This is a genomic window from Streptomyces griseus subsp. griseus (assembly GCF_003610995.1).
Lineage (GTDB): Bacteria > Actinomycetota > Actinomycetes > Streptomycetales > Streptomycetaceae > Streptomyces.
In genome coordinates this window covers 3,935,348-3,959,223 of the sequence record NZ_CP032543.1, presented here as the reverse complement: position 1 = coordinate 3,959,223, position 23,876 = coordinate 3,935,348, and the positions used below count along the sequence as shown (strand labels likewise).

At 72.0% G+C, this 23,876-nt stretch carries 26 protein-coding genes, 1 tRNA gene and 2 pseudogenes; 21 read left to right on the top strand and 8 right to left on the bottom strand.

Going from position 1 to position 23,876, the window contains the following annotated elements; translation table 11 throughout:
- The first annotated feature begins 145 nt into the window (after positions 1–145).
- The 3 genes from D6270_RS17675 to D6270_RS17665 are packed head-to-tail and all read left to right on the top strand — an operon-like array spanning position 146 to position 3,610.
- On the top strand, positions 146–1,423 hold the full coding sequence (locus D6270_RS17675) for a ferredoxin-like domain-containing protein (protein WP_109164545.1): 1,278 nt from the start codon (positions 146–148) through the stop codon (positions 1,421–1,423).
- A gap of 37 nt (positions 1,424–1,460) precedes the next feature.
- Positions 1,461–2,087 carry a precorrin-8X methylmutase gene (locus D6270_RS17670; RefSeq protein WP_109164546.1) on the top strand — a complete coding sequence of 209 codons (627 nt, stop codon included), beginning with the start codon at positions 1,461–1,463 and terminating at the stop codon, positions 2,085–2,087.
- An 11-nt stretch (positions 2,088–2,098) separates the two neighbouring features.
- A complete protein-coding gene (locus D6270_RS17665) occupies positions 2,099–3,610 on the top strand; it encodes a precorrin-2 C(20)-methyltransferase (protein WP_109164547.1) in 1,512 nt (503 codons plus the stop codon).
- Here the strand turns inward: D6270_RS17665 and D6270_RS17660 are convergent.
- Complete coding sequence (locus tag D6270_RS17660; protein ID WP_109164548.1) at positions 3,595–4,359, bottom strand: cobalt-precorrin-6A reductase; 765 nt, start codon at positions 4,357–4,359, stop codon at positions 3,595–3,597. The two genes, D6270_RS17665 and D6270_RS17660, sit on opposite strands and share 16 nt — an antisense overlap.
- 30 nt (positions 4,360–4,389) lie before the next feature.
- Between D6270_RS17660 and D6270_RS17655 the strand changes: the two genes are divergently transcribed.
- A complete protein-coding gene (locus D6270_RS17655; RefSeq protein ID WP_109164549.1) occupies positions 4,390–5,499 on the top strand; it encodes a cobalt-precorrin-5B (C(1))-methyltransferase in 1,110 nt (369 codons plus the stop codon).
- A 91-nt stretch (positions 5,500–5,590) separates the two neighbouring features.
- Here the strand turns inward: D6270_RS17655 and D6270_RS17650 are convergent, their stop codons facing one another.
- Complete coding sequence (locus D6270_RS17650) at positions 5,591–5,821, bottom strand: hypothetical protein (RefSeq protein WP_225976890.1); 231 nt, start codon at positions 5,819–5,821, stop codon at positions 5,591–5,593.
- Between the two features lie 266 nt (positions 5,822–6,087).
- Between D6270_RS17650 and D6270_RS17645 the strand changes: the two genes are divergently transcribed.
- Complete coding sequence (locus D6270_RS17645; protein WP_109164550.1) at positions 6,088–6,918, top strand: alpha/beta fold hydrolase; 831 nt, start codon at positions 6,088–6,090, stop codon at positions 6,916–6,918.
- 55 nt (positions 6,919–6,973) lie between these two features.
- Here D6270_RS17645 and cobM read toward each other — a convergent pair whose 3' ends face one another.
- Positions 6,974–7,723 (bottom strand): precorrin-4 C(11)-methyltransferase, encoded by a 750-nt coding sequence (cobM, locus tag D6270_RS17640; protein ID WP_109164551.1) that lies wholly within the window; start codon positions 7,721–7,723, stop codon positions 6,974–6,976.
- Positions 7,720–9,063 (bottom strand): precorrin-6y C5,15-methyltransferase (decarboxylating) subunit CbiE, encoded by a 1,344-nt coding sequence (cbiE, locus tag D6270_RS17635; protein WP_109164552.1) that lies wholly within the window; start codon positions 9,061–9,063, stop codon positions 7,720–7,722. Before cbiE ends, cobM begins: the two co-directional genes overlap by 4 nt.
- 212 nt (positions 9,064–9,275) lie before the next feature.
- Between cbiE and D6270_RS17630 the strand changes: the two are divergent.
- The 4 genes and pseudogenes from D6270_RS17630 (at position 9,276) to D6270_RS17615 (ending at position 12,754) form a co-directional block, all read left to right on the top strand.
- Positions 9,276–9,691, top strand: a pseudogene (locus D6270_RS17630) (YciI family protein).
- A 163-nt stretch (positions 9,692–9,854) separates the two neighbouring features.
- Positions 9,855–10,364, top strand: coding sequence for a DUF6596 domain-containing protein (locus D6270_RS17625; protein ID WP_391041076.1), 510 nt, complete (start codon positions 9,855–9,857; stop codon positions 10,362–10,364).
- Positions 10,361–11,029, top strand: a complete 669-nt coding sequence (locus tag D6270_RS17620) for an HhH-GPD-type base excision DNA repair protein (RefSeq protein ID WP_109164553.1) — start codon at positions 10,361–10,363, stop codon at positions 11,027–11,029. Before D6270_RS17625 ends, D6270_RS17620 begins: the two co-directional genes overlap by 4 nt.
- A gap of 186 nt (positions 11,030–11,215) precedes the next feature.
- Positions 11,216–12,754 carry a M28 family metallopeptidase gene (locus D6270_RS17615; protein ID WP_109164554.1) on the top strand — a complete coding sequence of 513 codons (1,539 nt, stop codon included), beginning with the start codon at positions 11,216–11,218 and terminating at the stop codon, positions 12,752–12,754.
- A gap of 111 nt (positions 12,755–12,865) precedes the next feature.
- Here the strand turns inward: D6270_RS17615 and D6270_RS17610 are convergent, their stop codons facing one another.
- Complete coding sequence (locus D6270_RS17610; RefSeq protein WP_109164555.1) at positions 12,866–13,039, bottom strand: CsbD family protein; 174 nt, start codon at positions 13,037–13,039, stop codon at positions 12,866–12,868.
- Positions 13,040–13,300: 261 nt separating this feature from the next.
- Positions 13,301–13,621, bottom strand: a complete 321-nt coding sequence (locus D6270_RS17605; RefSeq protein WP_109164556.1) for a hypothetical protein — start codon at positions 13,619–13,621, stop codon at positions 13,301–13,303.
- Positions 13,622–13,795: 174 nt separating this feature from the next.
- Between D6270_RS17605 and D6270_RS17600 the strand changes: the two genes are divergently transcribed.
- Entirely contained in the window at positions 13,796–14,092 is a 297-nt protein-coding gene (locus tag D6270_RS17600; protein ID WP_003967677.1) for a type II toxin-antitoxin system VapB family antitoxin, read from the top strand.
- A gap of 184 nt (positions 14,093–14,276) precedes the next feature.
- A complete protein-coding gene (locus D6270_RS17595) occupies positions 14,277–14,903 on the top strand; it encodes a LytR C-terminal domain-containing protein (protein WP_109164557.1) in 627 nt (208 codons plus the stop codon).
- A 209-nt stretch (positions 14,904–15,112) separates the two neighbouring features.
- On the opposite strand, the gene upp is transcribed toward D6270_RS17595, so the two are convergent.
- The gene (upp, locus tag D6270_RS17585) at positions 15,113–15,748 is read right to left on the bottom strand and encodes a uracil phosphoribosyltransferase (protein WP_018513622.1); all 636 of its coding nucleotides are present in this window, start codon (positions 15,746–15,748) and stop codon (positions 15,113–15,115) included.
- 107 nt (positions 15,749–15,855) lie between these two features.
- On the opposite strand from upp, the gene D6270_RS17580 reads away from it, so the two are divergent.
- The 10 genes from D6270_RS17580 (at position 15,856) to D6270_RS17540 (ending at position 23,456) form a co-directional block, all read left to right on the top strand.
- Complete coding sequence (locus D6270_RS17580) at positions 15,856–16,128, top strand: hypothetical protein (RefSeq protein ID WP_204117101.1); 273 nt, start codon at positions 15,856–15,858, stop codon at positions 16,126–16,128.
- Positions 16,129–16,360: 232 nt separating this feature from the next.
- A complete protein-coding gene (locus D6270_RS17575) occupies positions 16,361–16,954 on the top strand; it encodes a tRNA adenosine deaminase-associated protein (RefSeq protein ID WP_109164559.1) in 594 nt (197 codons plus the stop codon).
- A gap of 379 nt (positions 16,955–17,333) precedes the next feature.
- The gene (tadA, locus tag D6270_RS17570; protein WP_109164560.1) at positions 17,334–17,762 is read left to right on the top strand and encodes a tRNA adenosine(34) deaminase TadA; all 429 of its coding nucleotides are present in this window, start codon (positions 17,334–17,336) and stop codon (positions 17,760–17,762) included.
- Positions 17,763–17,829: 67 nt separating this feature from the next.
- Positions 17,830–17,917, top strand: a tRNA-Ser gene (locus D6270_RS17565).
- 449 nt (positions 17,918–18,366) lie between these two features.
- Positions 18,367–18,828: a hypothetical protein gene (locus D6270_RS32555; RefSeq protein WP_158650531.1), complete on the top strand. Its 462-nt coding sequence runs from the start codon at positions 18,367–18,369 to the stop codon at positions 18,826–18,828.
- A gap of 957 nt (positions 18,829–19,785) precedes the next feature.
- Entirely contained in the window at positions 19,786–19,950 is a 165-nt protein-coding gene (locus D6270_RS33195) for a hypothetical protein (protein WP_204117102.1), read from the top strand.
- 19 nt (positions 19,951–19,969) lie between these two features.
- Positions 19,970–20,263 carry a Dabb family protein gene (locus tag D6270_RS17555; RefSeq protein WP_030562785.1) on the top strand — a complete coding sequence of 98 codons (294 nt, stop codon included), beginning with the start codon at positions 19,970–19,972 and terminating at the stop codon, positions 20,261–20,263.
- A 210-nt stretch (positions 20,264–20,473) separates the two neighbouring features.
- Complete coding sequence (locus tag D6270_RS17550) at positions 20,474–21,343, top strand: RNA polymerase sigma factor SigF (RefSeq protein ID WP_109164562.1); 870 nt, start codon at positions 20,474–20,476, stop codon at positions 21,341–21,343.
- 234 nt (positions 21,344–21,577) lie between these two features.
- Positions 21,578–22,444, top strand: coding sequence for an RNA polymerase sigma factor SigF (locus tag D6270_RS17545; RefSeq protein WP_031122636.1), 867 nt, complete (start codon positions 21,578–21,580; stop codon positions 22,442–22,444).
- Between the two features lie 94 nt (positions 22,445–22,538).
- Positions 22,539–23,456, top strand: a complete 918-nt coding sequence (locus D6270_RS17540; RefSeq protein ID WP_225976889.1) for a hypothetical protein — start codon at positions 22,539–22,541, stop codon at positions 23,454–23,456.
- Between the two features lie 150 nt (positions 23,457–23,606).
- Here the strand turns inward: D6270_RS17540 and D6270_RS33190 are convergent.
- Positions 23,607–23,820, bottom strand: a pseudogene (locus D6270_RS33190) (hypothetical protein).
- Positions 23,821–23,876 lie beyond the last annotated feature (56 nt).

Here is a 23,876-nt window from a genome sequence, read left to right as displayed (position 1 = left end):
GGGCGGGGGTGCGGTGGTGATCACTGTTCGCCCCCTCCGCCGCAGGCGGGACGGGGGGCTGTCGGACCGGTGTGTGGCCCGCGCGCCGGAGCCCTGTCCCGCAGGTCACAGGTGTGAGCCCACCGCCGGGCCGGACCCGGTCGGTATGCTCGCCGCCATGCCCGATTCCGCCCCCTCGCCCCTTTCCGCGGGCGGCGTCCCCGCCCGCGCCGGTGGCGACGCCTGCCCGGGAACGCTGCGGCTGCACCGGGCGGACGACGGTGCGCTGGCCCGCGTACGCATCCCCGGCGGCGTGCTGAGCGCGGACCAGGCGGAGGCGCTGCTGACGGCGGCGGCCCGGTTCGGGGACGGTGAGCTGCATCTCACCTCGCGGGGCAACGTACAGCTGCGCGGCCTCGGTACGGAGTGCGGCGGGGAGCTGGCCGCCCTGCTCACGGAGGCGGGCCTCCTGCCCTCCGCCGCCCACGAGCGGGCCCGCAACATCGTGGCCTCGCCCCTGGCCGGGCTGGACGGTTCGCCGTCGCTGGGGCGGTGGCTGGCCGGGCTGGACCGCCTGGTGTGCGGTTCCACGGCCGCCGCCTCGCTCTCCGGCCGCTTCCTCTTCGCGCTGGACGACGGCCGCGGTGACGTGGACGCGCTGGGGGCGGACGTGACGCTGATCGCGGAGGGCTCCTCGGACACCGCGCTGCTGCGGATCGGGGCGGCGGACGAGGTCTTCCGGGTGCCGGCCGCCGATGGGCCCCGCGCGGCGCTGCGGGCCGCCGAGGAGTTCCTGCGCGCGGCGGCGGACCCGGGCGCGTGGCGGGTGAAGGACCTGCCCGACGACGTACGGGCGGAGCTGGTCCGCACCATCGGTTCGGCTGCGGGCCCGGCGGTGCACCGCCCCCGCCCCCGTACGGCAACGCCTCCCACCCCCGGACCTCACGGCTTCGCGATCACCGCCGGTGTCCCCCTGGGCAGGCTCACCCCCACCCAGTGGCGGCTGCTCACCGGGACAGCGAGGCGGTACGGCGGCGAGCTGCGGCTCACCCCGTGGCGCGGGATCGTCATCCCCGGGCCGGTCCCTCGGCCTGCGGCGGCGGACGCGCTCCGCGCCCTGTCCGGGTCCGGCCTGATCACCGCCCCCGACTCCCCCTGGGCCGGCGTGGGCGCCTGCATCGGCCACCCCGGCTGCGCGAAGTCGCTCTCCGACGTCCGGGCCGAAGCGGGGGCCGCCGTCGGACCGCCCGGGCGGCTACCTGTGTACTGGTCCGGGTGCGAACGCCGCTGCGGCCACCCCCACGGGGAGTGGATCGACGTGGTCGTCACGCCGGACGGCCACCGGATCTCCCACGTACGGGGAGAGCGCCGGGACGCCCCGACGACGACCCTACGGAACGACCCGGCGGCACTGGCGGCAGCGGTGGCCGCGGCCCGCGCCTGATCCCTCTGATCCATCAGCTGAAGAAAGCGACAGCACTGTGCACCAGTACGAGAAGGACGGACCGGCGATATACCGCCAGTCCTTCGCCACCATCCGCGCGGAGGCGGATCTGGCCGGGCTGCCCGCCGACGTCAGCCAGGTCGCCGTCCGCATGATCCACGCCTGCGGCATGGTCGACCTCGTGACGGACCTCGCCTTCTCGCCGAACGCCGTGGCCGACGCCCGCGCGGCCCTGCGCTCCGGCGCCCCGATCCTCTGCGACGTGGCGATGGTGGCCAGTGGCGTCACGCGCAAGCGGCTGCCCGCGGACAACGACGTGGTGTGCACGCTCTCCGACCCGTCCGTGCCCGGGCTGGCAGCGGAGATGGGGACGACGCGCAGCGCGGCGGCCCTGGAGCTGTGGCGGGAGCGGATGGAGGGGGCGGTGGTGGCGGTGGGCAACGCCCCGACGGCCCTGTTCCGGCTGCTGGAGATGATCGAGGAGGGCGCCCCGCGCCCGGCCGCCGTCATCGGCGTCCCGGTCGGCTTCGTCGGCGCGATGGAGTCCAAGGAGGCCCTGGCCCAGCACGCGTCGGGCCTGGAGCACCTGATCGTGCGGGGCAGGCGCGGCGGTAGCGCGATAGCGGCGGCGGCCATCAACGCCATAGCCAGCGAGGAAGAGTAGTGAGCACCCCAGTGACGGACATCAGCGGTGGCGGCGGCAGGCTGTACGGCGTCGGGCTGGGCCCCGGCGACCCGAACCTGATGACGCTCCGGGCCGTCCAGGCCATCGGCGAGGCCGACGTGATCGCGTACCACAGCGCCCGCCACGGCCGGTCGATCGCCCGGTCCATCGCGGCGGCGCACCTGCGCCCGGACCACATCGAGGAGCCGCTGGTCTACCCGGTCACGACGGAGACCACGGACCACCCGGGCGGCTACCGGGGCGCGCTGGAGGAGTTCTACGAGAAGGCAGCGGCCCGTCTCGCGGCGCACCTGGACGCGGGCCGGACGGTGGCGGTCCTCGCCGAGGGCGACCCGATGTTCTACGGCTCGTACATGCACATGCACAAGCGCCTGGCCGACCGGTACGCCACCGAGGTCATCCCGGGCGTGACGTCGGTCAGCGCGGCGGCGGCCCGCCTCGGCACCCCCCTGGTCGAGGGCGAGGAGATCCTCACGATCCTCCCCGGCACGCTCCCGGAGGAGGAGCTGACGGCCCGTCTCGCGGCGACGGACACGGCGGTGGTGATGAAGCTGGGCCGTACGTTCCCGGCGGTGCGCGGCGCGTTCGAGGCGTCGGGGCGGCTGGCGGAGGCGCGGTACGTGGAGCGCGCGACGATGGCCGGGGAGCGCACGGGCGAGCTGGCGGACATCGACCCGGCGTCGGTCCCGTACTTCTCGGTGGCGGTGCTGCCGAGCCGGGTGGACGCGCCGCGCCCCGCGCCTTCCGCCTCCGGCGAGGTGGCCGTGGTCGGCACCGGCCCGGCGGGCCCGCTGTGGCTGACGCCGGAGACGCGCGGCGCGCTGACGGCGGCGGACGCGCTGGTCGGCTACACGACCTACCTGGACCGGGTCCCGGTCCGCCCCGGCCAGGCGCGGCACGGCTCGGACAACAAGGTGGAGTCGGAGCGGGCGGAGTTCGCGCTGGACCTGGCCCGGCGGGGCCACCGCGTCGCGGTGGTCTCGGGCGGCGACCCCGGGGTCTTCGCGATGGCGACGGCGGTGCTGGAGGTGGCCGCGCAGGAGGAGTACGCGGAGATTCCCGTACGGGTCCTGCCCGGGGTCACCGCGGCCAACGCGGCGGCGGCGCGCGCCGGCGCACCGCTGGGCCACGACTACGCCACGATCTCCCTCTCGGACCGCCTCAAGCCGTGGGAGGTCATCGCGGAACGGCTGACCGCGGCGGCCTCGGCGGACCTGGTGCTCGCGCTCTACAACCCGGGCTCCGCGTCCCGTACGTGGCAGGTCGCCAAGGCCCGCGACCTGCTCCTGGAGCACCGCTCCCCGGACACCCCGGTCGTCTTGGCACGGGACGTCGGCGGCCCGACGGAGGACGTACGTACGGTACGGCTGGCGGATGTCGACCCGGCGGAGGTGGACATGCGGACGCTGCTGATCGTGGGCTCGTCGCAGACGCGCTGGGTACGGAAGGGCGATGCGGGCCGGTCCATCGTGTGGACCCCACGCCGCTATCCGGAGGCGTAGAGGCCTCGTACCCACTCCCCGGCCTCGTCGGGCGTGGCGGCCACCGGCACCCCTTCCGGAACCGGCGGCCGCCGCACCACGACGACGGGAATCCCGGCCTCACGGGCGGCGGTGAGCTTGGGCGCGGTGGCATCGCCTCCGCTGTCCTTGGTGACCAGGACATCGAGGCGATGGCGGAGGATGAGCTCCCGCTCCCCTCCGAGGCTGAACGGCCCCCGGTCGAGCAGGACTTCCATCCTCCGGGGGTGGGGCGGCTCCGGCGCATCGACGGACCGTACGAGGAACCACATCGCATCGAGGCCGGCTCCGGCAAAAGCGGCGAGCCCCATCCGCCCGGTGGTGAGGAAGACCCGCTCACCGAGTGCTGGCAGCAGCTCGGCCGCCTCGGCGAGGGAGGCGACGGAGTGCCAGCGGTCACCGTCCTGGGCCACCCAGCCCGGCCGGCGGAGGGCGAGAAGAGGAACATGGGCCTGCGCGGCGGCCAGGGCCGCGTTCCGGCTCATGGTGGCGGCGAAGGGGTGGGTGGCATCGATCAGGGCGTCGACGCGGTGCTCACGTACCCACTCCGCGAGCCCGTCGGGCCCGCCGAACCCGCCGACGCGCACGTCACCGGGCGGCAGCCGGGGAGCGGCCACGCGCCCGGCGAGGGAGGTGGTGACGCGCACACGCGGTTCACCGGCGAGACGCTCGGCGAGCCGACGGGCCTCGGTGGTCCCTCCCAGAACAAGAACATGCTGCACGTGCATCATCGGAACGGACTCTTCTCATGGACGACGCTCATGACCGCTGAGGCGCGGGGCGGTCGCGGTGCCCAACTCAAACACACCGGTCTGCGCCCCGGCTGGACGACCGGTGCGTGCGCGACGGCGGCGGTGACGGCCGCGTACACGGCTCTGCTGACCGGCGACTTCCCGGACCCGGTGAGCATCACGCTGCCGAAGGGCCAGACACCGGCGTTCGCGCTGGCGGTGGAGGAGCTGGGCGGCGGGCGGGCGAGCGCCGGGGTGGTGAAGGACGCGGGGGACGACCCGGACGTGACGCACGGGGCGCTGGTGAGGGCGACGGTACGACGGCTGCCGCCGGGCTCCGGGGTGGTGTTCCGGGCGGGCTCCGGCGTCGGTACGGTCACCCTCCCGGGCCTGCCGCTGGACGTCGGGGAGCCCGCGGTGAACCCGGTGCCGCGCCGGCTGATGCGTGAGCATGTGGAGCGGGTGGCGGCGGAGTACGGGGAGCCGGGGGACGTGGAGGTGACGGTCTCGGTGGACCACGGCGAGGAGATCGCCCGCTCCACGTGGAACGGCCGGCTCGGCATCCTGGGCGGCCTGTCGATCCTGGGCACGACGGGGGTGGTCGTCCCGTACTCCTGCTCGGCCTGGATCGACTCGATCCGCCGGGGCGTGGACGTGGCGAGGGCGGCGGGCCTGGAGCACGTGGCGGGCTGCACGGGCTCAACGTCGGAGAAGACGGTCACTGCCGAGTACAACCTGCCGGACATAGCCCTCCTGGACATGGGCGACTTCGCGGGCGCGGTCCTGAAATACGTACGCCGCCATCCCATCCCCCGCCTCACGATCTGCGGCGGCTTCGCGAAGCTCTCCAAGCTGGCGGCCGGCCACCTGGACCTGCACTCGGCCCGCTCCCAGGTGGACAGGCCGTTCCTGGCGGACCTGGCCCGCCGGGGCGGCGCGACGGAGGAGCTGGCGTCCCGGATCGCCACAGCCAACACGGGCCTGGAGGCACTGCGGCTCTGCGAGGCGGCGGGGGTGCGCCTGGGCGACCTGGTGGCGGCGCGGGCCCGGGACGAGGCACTGTCGGTCCTGCGGGGCGCCCCGGTGGAGGTGGACGTGATCTGCGTCGACCGGGCGGGGGTGGTGGTGGGGCGGGGGTAGCCGCACTCCCCCTCGTACGGAGCGCGCGTGCGTCCAGGGCACCCGCACCGACCCGGACGTCACAGCCTGAGACCACCGCCGCACCCCGCGCCTACTGCCCACCGCCGCCTCCCGCTGAGGCGGCAGCGGCGGCGAGCCGTGACCGCCACCCGTCCGGGTCCCGCCCGGCCTCCACGGCCTTGGCGGCGTCCTCGGCGAGATCGACCCCCGGATCGGTGGCGCGCCGCTCGGCCCACCGCGCCCAGGCGGCGGCCTGTTGGCGGTCGGGGCACAAGGCCGCCCCGTCATAGGCCCGCAACACATGCTCGTTGCCGGGCCCCACACAGGTCACGAGAGGCGCAACGCGGGGAGGAACGGGAGGCGGCACGTCAGGCAGGGCGGGAGGCATCACCACCTCCGCCACCGCCACCCACGACCTCTGGCACGAGATCAGTAACTGGGCAAAGTGTGATGAAGCGGACATGGGCGTAGCGTTTACAGGGCGAAAAAGCGCGAACGCACCAAGCCGGGGCGCTTCGACACCACGGCCTGTCCACTTCGCCGTCCGGTCCCGTCGAGCACACCCCGCAGTTGTCGGAAGGATTCGTGATGGGCACGATCACCACCGCTGACGGCACGACCATCTTCTACAAGGACTGGGGTCCGCGTGACGGTCGTCCGATCGTCTTCCACCACGGCTGGCCGCTGAGCGCGGACGACTGGGACGCGCAGATGCTGTTCTTCCTCGCCGAGGGGTACCGCGTCATCGCGCACGACCGGCGGGGGCACGGGCGCTCCGACCAGAGCGCGGACGGCCACGAGATGGACACCTACGCGGCGGACGTCGCAGCGCTGACGGACGCCCTCGACCTCCAGGGCGCCGTCCACATCGGGCACTCCACGGGCGGCGGTGAGGTCGCCCGCTACGTGGCCCGGGCCACGCCGGGACGGGTCTCCAAGGCGGTGCTGGTCGGCGCGGTCCCGCCGGTCATGGTGAAGAAGGAATCCAACCCCGGCGGCACTCCCCTGGAGGTCTTCGACGGATTCCGCACCGCGCTGGCCGCGAATCGGGCGCAGTTCTACATCGAGGTGGCCTCCGGGCCCTTCTACGGCTTCAACCGTCCGGGAGCCGAGGTGTCCCAGGGCCTCATCGACCGGTGGTGCTGGCAGGGCATGACGGGCGCAGCGAACGCCCACTACGAGTGCATCAAGGCGTTCTCGGAAACCGACTTCACCGAGGACCTCAAGAAGATCGACATCCCCGTCCTCGTGGCTCACGGCGACGACGACCAGGTCGTCCCCTTCGACGACTCGGCGCCGCTGTCGGCGGAGCTCCTGCCGAACAGCACGCTCAAGGTCTACGAGGGGTACCCGCACGGGATGCTCTCGACGCACCCCGAGGTCCTCAACCCGGACATCCTCGCCTTCCTGAAGGCCTGACGCGGAGCTGGAAAGGCGGCCCCTGGGAGGTGCCCCTGGAGGAGGGCCCGGCCCGTCAGCACCCGCCCCGCTCCCGCCCCACCGCGTACAGATGGCTGTCCCGGAACTGCTCCGCCCCCAGCGTCCGCCCCACCATGATGACCGCCGTCCTGATCACGCCCGCCGCCTTCACCTGCTCCGCGATCGAGTCCAGGGGCCCCCGCAACACGATCTCGTCCGGGCGGGACGCCATCGCGACCACCGCCGTCGGGCAGTCCGGGCCGTAGTGCGGGAGCAGCTCCTCCACCACCCGGTCCACGTAGCGGGCCGCCAGGTGGAGGACGATCAGGGCGCCGCTACGGCCCAGGGTGGCCAGGTCCTCGCCCTCCGGCATGGCCGTGGCGCGCTGGGCGATACGGGTCAGGATCACCGTCTGGCCCACCGTCGGGACCGTCAGCTCGCGCTTCAGGGACGCGGCCGCCGCGGCGAAGGCCGGGACGCCGGGGACCACCTCGTACGGGATGTCCGCCTCGTCCAGGCGCTTCATCTGCTCGTTCACCGCGCTGAACACCGACGGGTCGCCCGAGTGCAGCCGCGCCACGTCGTGGCCGTCCGCGTGGGCCCGTACGAGCTCCGCGGTGATCTGGTCGATGTCCAGGTTCGCCGTGTCGATCAGACGGGCGTCCCGCGGGCACTCCGCCAGCAGCTCCACCGGGACCAGGCTGCCCGCGTACAGACAGACCGGGCTGGCGGCGAGCAGCCGCGCGCCGCGCACCGTGATCAGATCGGCCGCGCCCGGGCCCGCGCCGATGAAGTACACCGTCATGTTCGATCTCCTGAGACTGGGCCTGGGGCTGGGGATGGGCCTGGGGCTGGGCCTGGGGCTGGGCCTGGGGATGGGGATGGGGCTGGGACAGCGGCTGCGACTGAGGGTTTGCGTACGGACCACTGCGTCACCGGCATCGCCTGGCGCCAGCCCGTGAATCCGCCCACCGGGACCGCGTGCGCCACCGCGAGCCGGGTCAACTCACCGCCGTACGACCGGTATCGCTCACCCAGCAGCGCCTCCGACTCCAGCGTCACCGTGTTCGCCACCAGCCGGCCCCCCGGCCGCAGCGCTTCCCAGCACGCGTCCAGCAGGCCCGGTGCCGTCAGGCCGCCGCCGATGAACACCGCGTCCGGAACGTCCAGGCCGGACAGGGACGAGGGGGCCGGACCCGTGACGACCCGCAGGCCTGGGACTCCCAGGCGGGCCGCGTTCCTCGCGATCCGCTCCGCCCTCGCCGGGTCCCTCTCCACGCTCACCGCCCGGCAGGAGACGTGCGTACGCATCCACTCGATCGCGATCGAGCCCGAGCCGCCACCCACGTCCCACAGCAGCTCCCCGGGCGCGGGCGCCAGCGCCCCGAGCGTCGCCGCCCTGATGTGGCGCTTGGTGAGCTGGCCGTCGTGTTCGTACGCCTCGTCGGGCAGGCCCGGTACGGCGCCGAGCCGCAGCGCGTCCGGCGACGCCCGGCAGTCGACGGCGATGACGTTCAGGCGGTCCCCGGGCGCGTGCGCCCAGCTCTCCGCGACGCCCTCGACGTACGCCTCCGCCTCGCTGCCCAGCTGTTCCAGGACGCGCATCCGGCTCGGGCCGAAGCCGTGCGTCGTGAGCAGGGCCGCGACCGTGGCCGGTGTGCTCGCGTCCGCGCTCAGGGCCAGCAGCCTCCGGCCCTCGTGCAGGGATACCGCCAGACGGGACACCGGACGGCCCACCAGCGTCACCACCTCCGTGTCCTCCAGCGGCCAGCCGAGCCGCGCGCAGGCGTACGAGACCGAGGACGGGTGCGGGAGCACGTGCAGCGACTCCGGGCCCAGCTCCTCCGCCAGCGCGCGCCCGATCCCGTAGAACATCGGGTCCCCGCTCGCCAGCACCGCGATCCGGCGCTCCCGGTGCTCGGCCAGCAGCCGGGGTACCGCGGGGCGCAGCGGTGACGGCCAGGCGACCCGTACGCCCGCGCACTCCGGCGGGAGCAGGTCCAGCTGGCGCGCCCCGCCGATCACCACCTCAGCCTCCCGCAGCGCCTCCCGCGCCGCACCCGACAGCCCGGGCCAGCCGTCCGCGCCGATCCCCACGACCGAGACGGGAGGGGGCGGAACGACCACGGGAGGGGCGGCAGACACGGTCGGAGGACCCCGTTCGAGGGAGGTGGTGGGCAGGCAGGCGCAGCGTTGCCGAACTTTACTGAACGTCCCGTTCCGCCCCCTCCAGCGGGTGAATCCCGGAAAGAACCGCGCGTCGTGTCGAGAACCCCGGCCCGGCCCCGACGTCCCCGGTGTAAGCGGAGAAGAGGAGAACGAAGAGAACGAAGAGAACGCTCCAGGAGGCGACGGTCATGAAGTACCTGGTGATGGTCCAGGGCAGCCAGGCGGACTACGACGCACAGGCCGGCAAGGTGACGGCGGACAGCCCGGCCTGGGACGAGAAGGCCATGCGGGAGATGTTCGCCCACATGGGCAGCATCAACGACGACCTCGCCGAGTCGGGCGAGCTGGTGAGCTGGTGAGCGCGTACGGGCTCACGGAGCCAGCGCAGGGGCGGGCCGTGAGCGTCGACGCCGAGGGGCGGCCGGTGGTGTCGGACGGGCCGTACAGCGAGACGAAGGAGCTGCTCGCCGGGTTCTGGGTGCTCGAATGCGAGAGCCTGGAGCGGGTGACCGAGATCGCCGCCCGCGTGGCACGCTGTCCGCAGCCGGCCGGGGCGCCCGAGCACCCGGTGCTCATCCGGGCCATCGGTGGCGGGATCGACTGAGACACCCCCTGGGAGCGACCGCTGAAGGCGGACCGTACGGACGACGACCACATCGAGGACCTGCTGCGCCGCCACGCGCCGCAGGTCCTCGGCGCGCTCGTCCGCCGCTACGGGCACTTCGACCCGGCCGAGGACGCCGTCGCTCCTTCCGCACGAGGGGCGCGTGACCGCACGCCTGGCGCTCATGGTCCTCACCGAGGCGCGCACTTTGGCGCGCACCGGGCCCGACGGCGAGCTGATCCCCCTCGACGAGCAGGACCGGGCCCTCTGGGACCGTACGGCCATCGCCGAAGGCACCGCCCTGGCCGAGGAGGCGCTCGCCCAGGGGCCCGCCGGGGACTACCAGCTCCAGGCCGCCATCGCCGCCCTGCACGACGAGGCCGAGCGGGCCGAGGACACCGACTGGCCGCAGGTCCTCGCCCTGTACGAGCTCCTCGTGCACCGCACCCCCGGGCCGCCTATCGCGCGGCCGCCGACGGCACCCTCAGTGAGCCCGGGGCCCGCTACCTGCGCATGCGGGCGGACCGGCTGGTTCCGTAGCGCAACCCGCCCCCGACGACGTACGGGGACGTCACGAGCACGCGCGCGTACCCCCTTCAGCCGAAGCCCGCGGGGCCATCGGCGCGACTGGAGTCGCCGTCGGCGCCCGCCCTCGCGATCATCGGACGTATGACCAAGAGTGAGAGCGGCAAGGACATCACCCTGCGGATCGCCCAGCAGCCGGCGGCGGACGAGCTCCTCGCCCGCAGCCCCCTCGCCGCCCTCGTCGGCATGCTGCTGGACCAACAGGTCCCGATGGAGTGGGCGTTCACAGGCCCGTACACGCTGGCGGAGCGGATGGGCTCGGACGACCTCGACGCGGCGGAGATCGCCGCGTACGACCCCGAGGCCTTCGCCTCCCTCTTCACCACCAAACCGGCCCTCCACCGCTACCCGGGCTCCATGGCCCAGCGGGTCCAGCAGCTGTGCCAGTACCTGGTGGCGGAGTACGAGGGGGAGGCGAGCGCGGTGTGGCGGGACGCGGGCACCGGGGAGGAGCTGCTGCGGCGGCTCAAAGACCTGCCGGGGTTCGGGACCCAGAAGGCCCAGATCTTCCTGGCGCTCCTCGGCAAGCAGTTCGGCGTGCGTCCGCCGGGGTGGCGGGCGGCGGCGGGGGCGTACGGGGAGGACGGGTCGCGGCGGTCGGTGGCCGACATCACCGGGCCGGAGTCGCTGACGGAGGTACGCGCGTACAAGCAGGAGGCCAAGGCGGCGGCCAAGGCGGCGGCCAAGACGGCGAAGGCGAAGAAGCAGACGTCCAAGGCGGCGAAATCGGCCAAGGGCTCGTCCCAAGGGTGACCGGAATGCACAGTCCAGCACGCAGTCGGACAGAACACCCGGCGGAAACGATCAAAACCACCCAGAGCTGTTCCCAGGGGCCACCCCACTCGCTAGCTTTCGCAACAGCTTTCGCAGCACGTTCGTCCGTACGTCCGTCATGTCTCGACCGGAAGGACACCTGTGCACGCAACACGTCGCAGAGCCATGGCAGTTGTGGCCGCCACCGCTCTGGCCACACCGCTCCTCCTGGGCGCAGCCCCGAACCACGGGCATGGGCACGGGCCAGGCCATTCGAACGGCCCCTCGAAGGAGGCGGTCAAGCTGTCCCAGGAGCTGGTGAAGAAGGCATCCGCGCGTGACGCCTACCGCCACCTCCAGCAGTTCCAGGCGATAGCCGACTCGGCCGGCGGTCACCGCGCGGCGGGATCGCTCGGCCACGATGCCTCGGCGGCGTACGTCTACCGGCAGCTGCAGCGCGCCGGGTACCAGGTCTCCTACGAGACCTTCCGCTTCCCCTACACGCAGACGCTGGCCGAAAAGCTCGCCGTGGTGTCGCCGGCGCCCCGCGAGGTGTCGATCAAGGCGATGACGTACACCCCGTCGACCAGGGTGGGCGGTCTGACGGCCGGGCTCGTCAACGTCCCCGTCGACGACACCACCGGCTGCGAGCCATCCGACTACGCCTCCGCCGACTTCACCGGCAAGATCGCGCTGATCAAGCGGGGCGGCTGCGCCTTCGCCGAGAAGCAGGCGGCGGCAGCGGGCGCCGGAGCGGCCGGAGCGGTCATCTACAACAACACCGAGGGCCTGCTCTCCGGCACGCTCGGCGACGCCGCGGCGGGCCGCATCCCGACCGGCGGCGTCACCCAGGAGGAGGGCGAGAAGCTCGTCGCCGACCTGGCCGCCGGCGAGGTCACGGTCTCCTTCGAGGTCCGCCAGCTCCAGGAGGAGCGCACCACCCGCAACGTCATCGCGGAGACGCGCAGCGGCAGGGCCGCGAACACCGTGATGCTCGGCGCCCACCTCGACTCCGTCATCGAGGGCCCCGGCATCAACGACAACGGCTCCGGCTCCGCCGGCCTCCTCGATGTCGCCCTGAAACTGGCCCAGTCGAAGAGCAAGCCCGCCAACAAGGTCCGGTTCGCCTGGTGGTCGGCGGAGGAGAACGGCCTGCTCGGCTCGGAGGCGTACGTCGCCGGGCTCTCCGAGAAGCAGCGCCTCCAGCTCAAGCTCTACCTGAACTTCGACATGATCGCCTCGCCCAACGGCGTCCAGTTCGTCTATGACGGCGACGACTCCGACGGCGTCGGCGCGGGCCCCGGCCCGGAGGGCTCCGCCCAGCTGGAGCGGGACATCAACACGTTCCTCGACAGCAAGGGCAAGAAGCACGAGGGCACGGACTTCACCGGCCGCTCGGACTACGGGCCGTTCATCGAGGTGGGCATCCCCTCCGGCGGTACGTTCACGGGCGCCGAGGGCATCAAGACAGCGGCTCAGGCCCGTGTTTACGGCGGAGAGGCGGGCGTCGCCTACGACGCGTGCTACCACGCGGCCTGCGACAACCTCAGCAACATCGACATGCGGCACTTCGACGTCAACATCGACGTGATCGCCAACGCGGTCGGCACGTACGCCCACGACCTGCGCTCGCTGACCCGTCCGGTCACCCCGGCTCCCAGCACCGGCACGCCGGGCAGCGGCGGCGGCCTGCACGACGGCCACGGCCACGAGGTCACCGAGTAGGACCACGTTCGTTACGTCATGGGGCCCAGGTCATCGGCCCGATGAGGGCGACACAGCGCGGCCCCGCGGGAGGGATCTCCTGCGGGGCCGTCGTACGCCGGGAACGGGACCTCAGTCGGTGAGGGCGTCCTTGACCTTCTCCTTGGCCTGTCGGGCGTCGCCCTTGACCTGGTCCGCCCGGCCCTCGGCCGTCAGGCGCTCATTGCCCACGGCCCGTCCGGCAGCTTCCTTGACCTTGCCCTTGGCCTGCTCGGTCTTGGCCTTGGTCTCCTCATCAGCAGCCATGTCACTCACACCCTGACCTCTCGACAATGTCTCTCCCCCACCGACTGACCCGCTCCGCCCCGTTCAAACGCGCGGAAGCCCGCTCCTGCATCGGAGAGCGACGGACCGACAGGCCGGAGCGCCACACCGACGCGACGAACGACAGCCCGGTCGGCGCGTCCCGACGCGGGGGGACTCGGTGGACACGTCTCCCTGCCGGGGGGGCGGGCGACGCGTCCCCCGGCGCGGGGGACCCAGGCGGCGCGCCCCCCGGCGCGGGACTCACAGACCGGTGATGTCCCGCGCTCTCTTCAGCGCGGAGCCGAGCGAGTCCACAGCGGCGCTGCGCCGCTTCGCCCGCGCCGCGACGTCCGGCGGCACCAGCCGCTCGGCGGTCCGTACGGCATGGGCGTCCGGGTCTCCGTAAACGGTCTGCGGGCTCTCCCCCCGGTCCGCGCAGTGCGTCGTCACTTCCTTGACCGCCTGGAGCACCACGGCCCGGTCCACGCCCGGCTGCATGGCCAGCCGCACCTGGAACCGCGCCATCCACTTCTCGCGGGCCTTCTCGCTCGCCGTGTCCGCTGTCGGGTCCTTGCTTGCCACGCGCCCTCCCGGGTGGTCGACGGCCGTCCGATACCAGGTCAGACGCGTGAGCGACGGAAAGGGTTCACAGGCCCGGGGGAAGGAAGCTTCGGGCACGAACCTTGGGGGACGAACCTCTGGGTACGTAGGGTTCCCTGGCTGCGCCCGGCGCCCCTTGCCCGGTAGGCTTTCCGTGTGATCTTCAAGCGCATCGGAAATGGGAAGCCATACCCCGACCACGGCCGGGAAAGCACCCGACAGTGGGCGGATGTCGCGCCGCGTCCGGTTCGCCTGGACCAGCTCGTGACCACCAAGGGCCAGCTTGACCTGGAGACCCTCCTCGCCGAGGACTCCACGTTCTACGGGGACCTCTTCGCCCATGTCGTGAAGTGGCAGGGCGATCTGTACCTGGAGGACGGGCTGCACCGGGCGGTCCGCGCCGCGCTCCAGCAGCGCCAGGTGCTGCACGCCCGCGTGCTCGACCTGGGCTGACACCGCCGCGTCCCTCGCGCACCCGTGCGTATCACCCTCATAACGGCCGCTCCAGCGGTCGTACGCCAATTCGGGCCTTTCGGGTGCTTTCGCGCTCATCCGGGTGCCATACGTTGATCATTTAGTACGCGGCATCACCGGGTCGCACTACGCTGCCCCCATGAGCATGCTCACTCCCCCCGGCATGGGCGGAAAGTACCGCATCACGGGCGACACCTACCCCCGTATGCGCCGCCCCCGGAACCGCCGCAGGATCGTCCTCGCGGGCGTCTCGGCCGTGGTGGCCCTCGGCCTGGCCGGCTGGGGAACGCTGCAGCTCATCGACGTCTTCACCGGCGGCGACCAGAGCGCCAGCGCCGCCGGCCACCAGCGCGACTGCCCCACGCCGAAGCCCGTGGCCCCCGCCAAGGCGCTGCCGAAGCCGGCCGGGATCAAGGTCAACGTCTACAACGCGACGACCCGCAGCGGTCTCGCCAAGTCCGCGGCCGACGAGCTGAAGAAGCGTGGGTTCACCATCGGCGAGGTGGGAAACGCCCCGGAGGCGTACGACAAGAAGGTCCCCGGCCCCGGATTGCTGCTCGGCGCCCCGACCGCGGCGGACGGCAGCTTCACCGTGCTGGGCACGCAGCTGCCGGGCACGGTGCGGAAGACCGACAACCGCAAGACGGCGGAGGTCGACCTGATCCTCGGCGCGAAGTTCAAGGCGTTCAGCACCCCGGCCGAGGCGACCGCCGCCATGACGGCCCTCACGAAGCCGTCCCCGGCTCCGTCCGGCTCCTGCGCGGCGACTCCGACGACGAAGAGCGGCTGAGCGACCCGGCCCGGACCGACGCGCTCCGGACGCACCGGTGCCCCTCCCGCGACGTACTGACGCTGACGCGGGAGGGGCACCGTCCTGTTCTGCGGCGGTCGGACCGACCGGGCCGGCCTGCTCGGCGATCTGACGTGCGCGCCTGGCCGGCGGTCGGGCCGCCCGGCCTGTCGGCGACCAGGCGTCCGGTCGTCCGGTCGCCCGGGAGGCTACTCCGCCGTCCCGTACATCCGGTCCCCGGCGTCGCCGAGGCCCGGCACGATGTAGCCGTGCTCGTTGAGCCGCTCGTCGACGGAGGCGGTGACGACGGTGACGGGGGTGCCCGCCAGCTCGCGCTCCATCACCTCGACGCCCTCGGGCGCCGCGAGGAGAACGACCGCGGTGACGTCGTCGGCGCCGCGCTTGATCAGCTCGCGGATGGCCGCGACGAGCGTGCCGCCGGTGGCCAGCATCGGGTCGAGGACGTAGACCTGACGACCGGAGAGGTCCTCGGGCATCCGGGTCGCGTACGTCTCCGCCTGGAGCGTCTCCTCGTTGCGGATCATGCCGAGGAAGCCCACTTCGGCGGTGGGCAGCAGCCGCACCATGCCGTCCAGCATGCCGAGACCGGCGCGCAGGATCGGGACGACGAGGGGCCGGGGGTGCGAGAGCTTGACGCCCGTCGTGGGGGTCACCGGGGTCTCGATGTCGACCTGCTCGGTACGCACATCCCGGGTGGCCTCGTAGGCGAGAAGGGTGACCAGCTCGTCGGCGAGACGCCGGAAGGTCGGTGAGTCGGTGCGCTTGTCGCGCAGCGTGGTCAGTTTGTGCGCCACCAGCGGGTGGTCGACGACGTGGATCCGCATGCGTCAACAGTAACCGCGCCCTCCGGCACTCTGCGCTGGCATCAACCACCTGTTCGGGGGGAAGGTGGGGGCATACGGACCCAGCATTGGGGTGGTGTGTCGTGTCGATGGCGGACAGGGAACAGTCGCGGAACCCGGGTTCACGCGGAGTGAGCGATGTGCGCGACACGGCGGTCGGCGCGCGCGACGCGCGCGATCCGCAGGGCACGACGGGTGAGGGGACCGACGCGGAGGAGAGTGACGCGGCCCGTCGCCGGCGGCGCGCCCAGTTCCTCCGTGAGCTCCATGAGGCCAAGCAGCTACGGGACCGGGTACAGCCGCGCCGGGCCCGTGCGGCCCGCATGCGCCAACAGATGCGGATGCGCACGTTCCGCTGGTGAAGCCGTCCCGTACCACCGGCGCACTCCCCCGCTGATCGGGTCCCCCGCCGGTCGCGTCAGAGGGAGGGCCGACCAGGCACTCCTGGAACTGATGGCCGACGCAACGGCCGAAGAGGTCTCGCTCGGCGCTTGTTTCTGCCACGATGCCGATTGGGCGGGGCTCAGAGCAGACGGATTTGCCCGTCTGCCCTCCCGTCGGACCGATTCACCTATGACCAGTGGGAGAGTCACGGTGTACTTCGCCGCACTGCTCGCGCGCACCGAAGACGGGTGGGAAGCGAGCGATACAGAGCTCGACGATGTGGAGACCCTGTCCGACCTGACGGATCTGGCCCAGGAGGCCTCGGTGGACGAGGACACGGTCCTGGTCTACATCGAGCAGGAGGACGCCTGGTTCGGCATCCTCCGGGTGGACGGTGAGGAGGACCCCCGTATCTACGTCTCGGACGCGTCCGCCGCCGCCCGCTCCTCGTACGGGGAGATCCTGCTCACCGACGAACTGCTCGGCCGCGAACCAGGGGCCGAGGACGAGATCGCCGCGCTGGAAGAGCTCGTCGACCTCGACGGCACGGAGGAGGAGGACGGCGAACCGGCCCCGTCGTCCCGCCCCGCCACCGCCACCCCCCTGACCGACGACACGGGCTCCGGCCCGGCCCCCGACCCCGATTTCGATTCCGACGCGATCCCGGCGGGCCCGATCGGCGAGCTGGGCATCCTCGCCGACTTCGGAGTCTCCGAGAAGGACCTGCTGACGCTGCGAACCGACGCGCTGACGGAGATCGCCGACGCGCTGGGAGCGGCCGAGGTCCTGGAGGCGGTCCGCTAGGGGGTGTCCGGCGTCCGCCGCCGGACACCCTTCCGGGCATCCGGCCTCCCCATGGGCCGGGGGGTCCGCCCTGATCGGAGGGCACCCTCCCGGCTTCCAGGGGCCGGGGGTCAGGCCTGAACGGAAGGCACCCCTCCCGGGCTCCCGGAGGCCGGGGGTCAGGCCTGATCGAGGGAGCCCTTCCTGGCTTCCGGGACCGGGCCACGCATCCTCCGGCCCCCACCCCGGCCGTATCCGTCCCGTCCCCTCCCTACCCGTCCGTTAGGGTCCGCGGGTGACCGCAAGCCCGCCGAACCCTTCCCCTCCCTCCTCCCGGCCCGCCCCGGATCCCGTACGCGCACCTGAGCCCGACCCCGTACGCGATCCGTGGCAGGCCCCGATGCGCCGCGCCCTGGCCGAGGCCGAGCGGGCGGCGTCGGCCGGTGACGTACCGGTCGGCGCCGTCGTCCTCGGCCCCGACGGCACCGAACTGGCCGCCGCCCACAACGAACGCGAGGCCACCGGCGACCCGACCGCCCACGCCGAGATCCTGGCCCTGCGCCGGGCGGCCGAGGCGGTCGGCGAGTGGCGCCTGACCGGCTGCACGCTGGTGGTCACCCTGGAGCCCTGCACGATGTGCGCGGGCGCCTTGGTGCAGTCCCGGGTGGCCCGGGTCGTCTACGGCGCCCGCGACGAGAAGGCGGGCGCGGCCGGCTCCCTCTGGGACGTCATCCGCGACCGCCGCCTGAACCACCGCCCCGAGGTCATCACGGGCGTGCTGGAGGCCGACTGCGCGACCCGGCTGACGGCGTTCTTCCGCACGCTCTGACGGCGTCCGACCCCGCCCCCGAGAACCGATTTCTGTGCACGCCCCGGGATGGTCTAAGCTCTCTCTCGGTAGCGTGTCCGAGCGGCCGAAGGAGCTCGCCTCGAAAGCGAGTGTGGCGTAACCCGTCACCGTGGGTTCAAATCCCACCGCTACCGCTGGTGAACGAAGGGCCCGGCTCGATGAGCCGGGCCCTTCGTCGTCGCTGTAGGAGCTGGGCGGCCGGACCCTGCCGAAGGCACCGGGCCCGCTGACTCGGGGTCGGATCGGAACGCGGGTGGGGGTCTCGTGGGTGTTGCACGCAGATCGGGGTGAGCCGCTTCGGGCGCGACAGCATGTTCGTCGCTGCTGGGTTCGTGCTGGTGTGGGCTGTCGCCGACGTGACCGGCTTCTTGCATTGGCTGGGCATCGGGTGAGGCCGGGCCTCGGCGCTCAGCCGGCGGAGGCGTTGAGCCGACGGCCGGTGAGGCGATCCTCCCTCCGGTACGCGTCGATGTCGTGGTCCAACCTGCCGACTCGATATTAGGGCTGCTCGTGACCTGCGGAGTTGCTAGTCTGCGACCGGATCCGGCCCCGCTTGACGGGCCGAAAAGGGAGGGGAAACACCATGGCGCGCAAGAAGAGACTCGCTACGGCAGCGCTCGCAGCATGTGCGGTGCTTGTCGTCGCTCAGCCCGCGCAGGCGAGCGATACCGTCAATTGGAAGACAGTAAATACCAACGCGAATTGGCACTGCACCAATTACCTGTATCACCCCACCTCGGGACTCAACTTGAAGACGTGCATCGTCCTCAACCGCAACAACGATGCGCAGGGTGTCCTGGTCGCGCAGAACCCCACGTCGAGCGCGAAGACCATCAGCGGCAGGGTCGTGTTCGAATCGCAGCGCGGAGGAGACGTGTGGTGCGCCACCTCGAACTTCGCGGCCGGCGCGACCGCGGGCTGCTTCGCGCCAACGGTGCGCATACCCGCGTGCAAGAGCACGACCGATGCCAAGGGAACGTTGAACGTCGCAGGCTACGACCTCGTCTACACAGCAGTGAAGAACGGTATCTCGAGCTTCTGCTAGCGACCACGGGCCGGTCCGTGGGGAAGCGGAGCATGGTTACGCTGCTGTCGCCTTCGCTCCCGGTTCGGCTGAGCCGTCCGGCCGTCTCAGTTTCCGTCTCGTGCACGCTCGTCCACAGCCACTCATTGTGGTTCGCCCTACGGGCGCACGGACGGGGATGAGCCGCGCTGAACGGATACGGACCGCAGCCTGACCTTCGGGGACGGGACTCGAGAGCGAGTGTGGCGTAATCCGTCACCGTGGGTTCACATCCCACCGCTATCGCTCACAGCTGAAGGGGCCGGCCCAAGTGGGCCGGCCCCTTCATCGCGCTCCACCGGTATTGCGGCGCCCAACACCTTCTGAGGGCGCCGAAGCCGCCGCACGGGGTGACGCCGATGAGCACCTGCTCGACTCTCGCCAACCTCGGCTTCGGTGCCATGGTCGGGCTCCTGGGAGGCAAGGTTGTGCAGTAGAACGCGCATGAGGAAGCACGTCCCTCAGCCGGAAGGCTCCTGGCTGAGGGGGTGGGCTCCGCTTCCGGACCCGCAGCACGGGTCGCGTGGCGCCGGAGCGCGTCCCGCGCCTGGCACACGGCGGCGAACTCCACCGGGTCCCCGCTGAGGATGATGCCGAGATCAGGTCGGGGGAAGCGGCGTCGGGGGGACAGGCCGCTTCCCCCGGTGGGAACAGGGCCTTCCGGTCGGCCGCCGCGGTCAGGGGGGAAGTCGCGCGGCGGTGAACCCATGGTGAGGCCTGTTCCGGGCCCTCCGGTTTCCTGCCAGGGCCGGAGGGCCCGGGGTCCATCCTGCCGGGGCGCAGAAGCCGTAACGGCGGGCAAAAGGCCTCGATGGGCAGGGCCTAGGTCCTAAAGGGCGCATCAGTGATCGAGAGCAGCCCCTGGATACGGCCATACGTGCGGATACAATCTGCCGATCGCACGCGAGGTCCAGCGGGGTCTACGGGGAGGCAAGGGCAGTGGCGCAAGCGAGGAAGATCGCGCTCTACATAGTGGTGGTCTTCGTGCTCTACTCGATCATCACCTCACCCAAACGGTCCGCCGAGCTCGTGGGGGTGGGGTTCGAAGGCGTCTCCAGCGCTGCTCAGAGCGTCGGCGACTTCATGACCGAACTGGTGAAGTAGCGAAGCAGTAGGGGTATCGATGATCCGCCACCTTGTACTTTTCAAGCTCAACGAGGGCGTCGAGAGGGACGATCCGCGGGTCGTCGCCGGGGACCGCGCCTTCCGGGAGCTGGAGGGGCAGGTCCCGGAGCTGGAGTTCTGGGAGTGCGCCTGGAACATCACCGACCGGCCGATCGCGTACGACTACGCCATCAACTCCGCCGTCGCCGACGAGGCCGCCCTCAAGCGCTACATCGAGCACCCGGCCCACCAGGCCGCCGCGGGCCAGTGGCGTGAATTCGCCACTTGGGTGATCGCGGACTATCCCTTCTGATCCGCTCCGATCCCTTCCGCTCGCGGATGCAGGACCCGTCACGGGCGACCCCTTGCCGTTCAAGCGAGGGGTTTCTCTGTTTCTTTTAAACATTTATGACCTCAACACGGCACTTTGCGGTGCTTGCACACAGTGGACATGTCTTGTGATGCTATGACCGCTTTTGACGGATGAGTTGACCGAAGTTGACCGCGAAGGGGTGGCGTCACCGTGCCGGCCAGTACAGCGCCTCAAGTGCCTCCCCAGTCCGTCCAGCCGCCCCCGGCCGACGAGATCCAGACCGAGACCCCTGACCCCACCACCCCGCCCGCCAGAACCCGCGGGGCGGACACCAGAGCCCTCACCCAGGTCCTCTTCGGGCAGCTCAAGAACCTGGCGCCCGGCACCCCGGAACACGGCCGCGTCCGGGCCGCCCTCATCGAGGCGAACCTGCCCCTCGTCCGGTACGCCGCCGCCCGCTTCCGGAGCCGTAACGAACCGATGGAGGACGTCGTCCAGGTCGGCACCATCGGCCTGATCAACGCGATCGACCGCTTCGACCCGGAACGCGGCGTCCAGTTCCCCACCTTCGCGATGCCCACCGTCGTCGGCGAGATCAAGCGCTACTTCCGCGACAACGTCCGCACCGTCCACGTCCCCCGCCGGCTGCACGAGCTCTGGGTCCAGGTCACCGGCGCCACCGAGGACCTGACGACGGCTCACGGGCGCTCCCCCACCACCGCCGAGATCGCCGAGCGGCTGAAGATCTCCGAGGACGAGGTGCTCGCCTGCATCGAGGCGGGGCGCTCGTACCACGCCACCTCCCTGGAGGCGGCCCAGGAGGGCGACGGGCTGCCCGGCCTCCTCGACCGGCTCGGTTACGAGGACCCCGCGCTGGCCGGCGTCGAACACCGCGACCTCGTACGCCACCTCCTCGTCCAGCTCCCCGAGCGCGAGCAGCGCATCCTCCTCCTGCGCTACTACAGCAACTTGACCCAGTCTCAGATCAGCGCCGAACTGGGCGTCTCCCAGATGCATGTGTCAAGGCTTCTGGCCAGAAGTTTCGCCCGACTGAGGTCCGCAAACAGGATCGAGGCGTAACCGGAACGGGTAGACCCTTCAGGGAGCAGTTCTGACGGCATAAAAGCCCTACACCCCCTGTTTCCAGGGCGGATTCGTCGCTGACTTGTCGACATGTCACTACAGCGTGTTGCCGACATGTGACATTCTGCTCGAAGCGCGTTTGCCGCAGCCCCGCCTCCGGTATTCAGGTGGAGGCTGCGTTCCTCCGATGGTCGCGGCCACCGCGACCGTCCGCGACCTCAAGGGGGTGGCATGTCCGCAGAACAGGGCAGCTCGAAGGTGCTCACGCTCACGAAGAGCGTGCCGGCACCCGCCGTGCTCACCAGCTCGCCGGAAGCCATCGACACCCGCACTCTGTCCCGCTCCCTGTTCCTGCGGCTCGCCGCGCTCGGCCCCGCTTCGGGGCCCGAGGGAACGGACAGTCCGGAGCGGACCTATGTGCGGGACACACTCATCGAGCTCAACCTCCCGCTGGTGCGTTACGCCGCGGCGCGGTTCCGGAGCCGTAACGAACCGATGGAGGACATCGTCCAGGTCGGCACGATCGGCCTGATCAAGGCGATCGACCGGTTCGACTGCGAACGCGGCGTGGAGTTCCCCACGTTCGCGATGCCGACCGTCGTCGGGGAGATCAAACGCTTCTTCCGCGACACCTCCTGGTCCGTACGGGTGCCCCGGCGCCTCCAGGAGCTGCGGCTGGCGCTGACGAAGACCAGCGACGAGCTCGCGCAGAAGCTGGACCGCTCCCCGACCGTGCCGGAGCTCGCCAAGGCGCTGGGGGTCTCCGAGGAGGACGTGGTCGACGGCCTCGCCGTCGGCAACGCGTACACCGCCTCCTCGCTGGACTCCCCCTCGCCCGAGGACGACGGCGGCGAGGGCTCCCTCGCCGACCGCCTCGGCTACGAGGACACGGCGCTGGAGGGCGTGGAGTACCGCGAGTCGCTGAAGCCGCTGCTGGCCAAGCTCGCCCCGCGCGAGCGCCAGATCATCATGCTGCGGTTCTTCGCCAACATGACCCAGTCGCAGATCGGCGAGGAGGTCGGCATCTCCCAGATGCACGTCTCCCGGCTGCTCACCCGCACCCTCGCCCAGCTCAGGGAAGGGCTCATCTCCGACTGAGATCCGGCTCAGATCCGACTGAGCCGTCAGTCGCGGGACGTGTGGTCCACCCACGGGGGTTCTGATTTGACGGGTCGTCAGTGACACTGGCGCGATGCGACGTCAGATGCGTCAGACAGCTCAGGCCCGTCGCTCATCCGGGCCGTACGGCCGCCGCCGGGGCACCGCGATCGTCGCCTCGGCGGCCGCGCTGTGTCTGGGCGGTGGCCTCCTGACCGGGTGCGGGGGCGGCCCGGGCAACGACGGTTACGTGGCGGTGGGCGCGGCCGGCAGCGGGCCCGCGCGGTCCGGGAGCACCGGGCCCTCGGGGAAGGTGACCCTGGTCCCGCTGGACGGCGGTGGCGGTACGGAGGACGACGGGGGCGGTGGGGCCGCAGGTGACGGCCCGGGCCCCGGAAGCCCCCCGTCGTCGGCCCACGCCCCTGACACCGCTGATGGGCTCACGGGGCGCCCTGCGGCGCGGCCCGAAGGTTCCGGGCCGACGGGCGCCGGAAGCGGGAGCAGGGCGCGCACGGAGGCGCCCGGCGCGTCCGGGACAGGCATCACGCCCGGCGGCGCCCCGGCGGCCACCCGGCCCGCCGAGTCCTCCAAGCCGTCGAAGCCCGGCAGTGGGTCCACGCCCTCGACCCCGGGCAGCCCCAAGCCCGGCGGCGGAGGCGGTACGACCAGCCCTCCCCCACCCACTGAACCCGCACCGCCCCCGACCCCCGCCGCCCTCCAGCTCAGCGCTCCGCAGCGTGCACCGGCGGACAAGCGGTGGTGCGAGAAGGTGACCGTGGAGTTCCGCAACACCGGCGGCTCCCCCGCCCGTTCGGGGACCATCGCCTTCGCCACGCACATCATCGGGGCCCTGGGCGTCGACTGGGCCACCATCCGGTCCAGCCAGTCGCTGCCGACGCCCATCGCGGGCGGTGCGACGCGCTCGGAGACGTACACCGTGTGTGTCGAGTCCTGGCGCGTGCCCCTGGGGATGCGCGTCGAGACCCAGGACGTCTCCGCCGTGTGGGAGTGAGCCCTCGACGGAGTGCGCCCGCCCGTACGGACGCCGAACGCCCGTGGGGCGAGCGGCGGGCGCGCAGGTGCGGTTCCGCCGTCCGCCCCACGGGCGTTCAGGCCGTCGTACGACGGGGAGGCCGTGGTACGTCGTTCAGTGGTCGGTGCGTCAGCCCAGTGCCAGCCACGCCACCGCGCCGAGGACGACGACGACCGCGACGACCGCCGCGATCACCCCGACTCTCGGCCCGGACGAGGTCGCGGCCGGCTGCGCCCGGCGCTGCGGCTCGCCATCGTCGACGAAGGCGCGGAACATCTGCGTGCTGCCCGCCGGATCAGGGGTGCCCTCGGGCCCGGCTGAGGGGCGTGGGGTTGTGTGCCATGGGGCAGGACCCTAGCGAACTCGGGCCTTCCGCCCAACCCCGGGCCGCCCCGCACC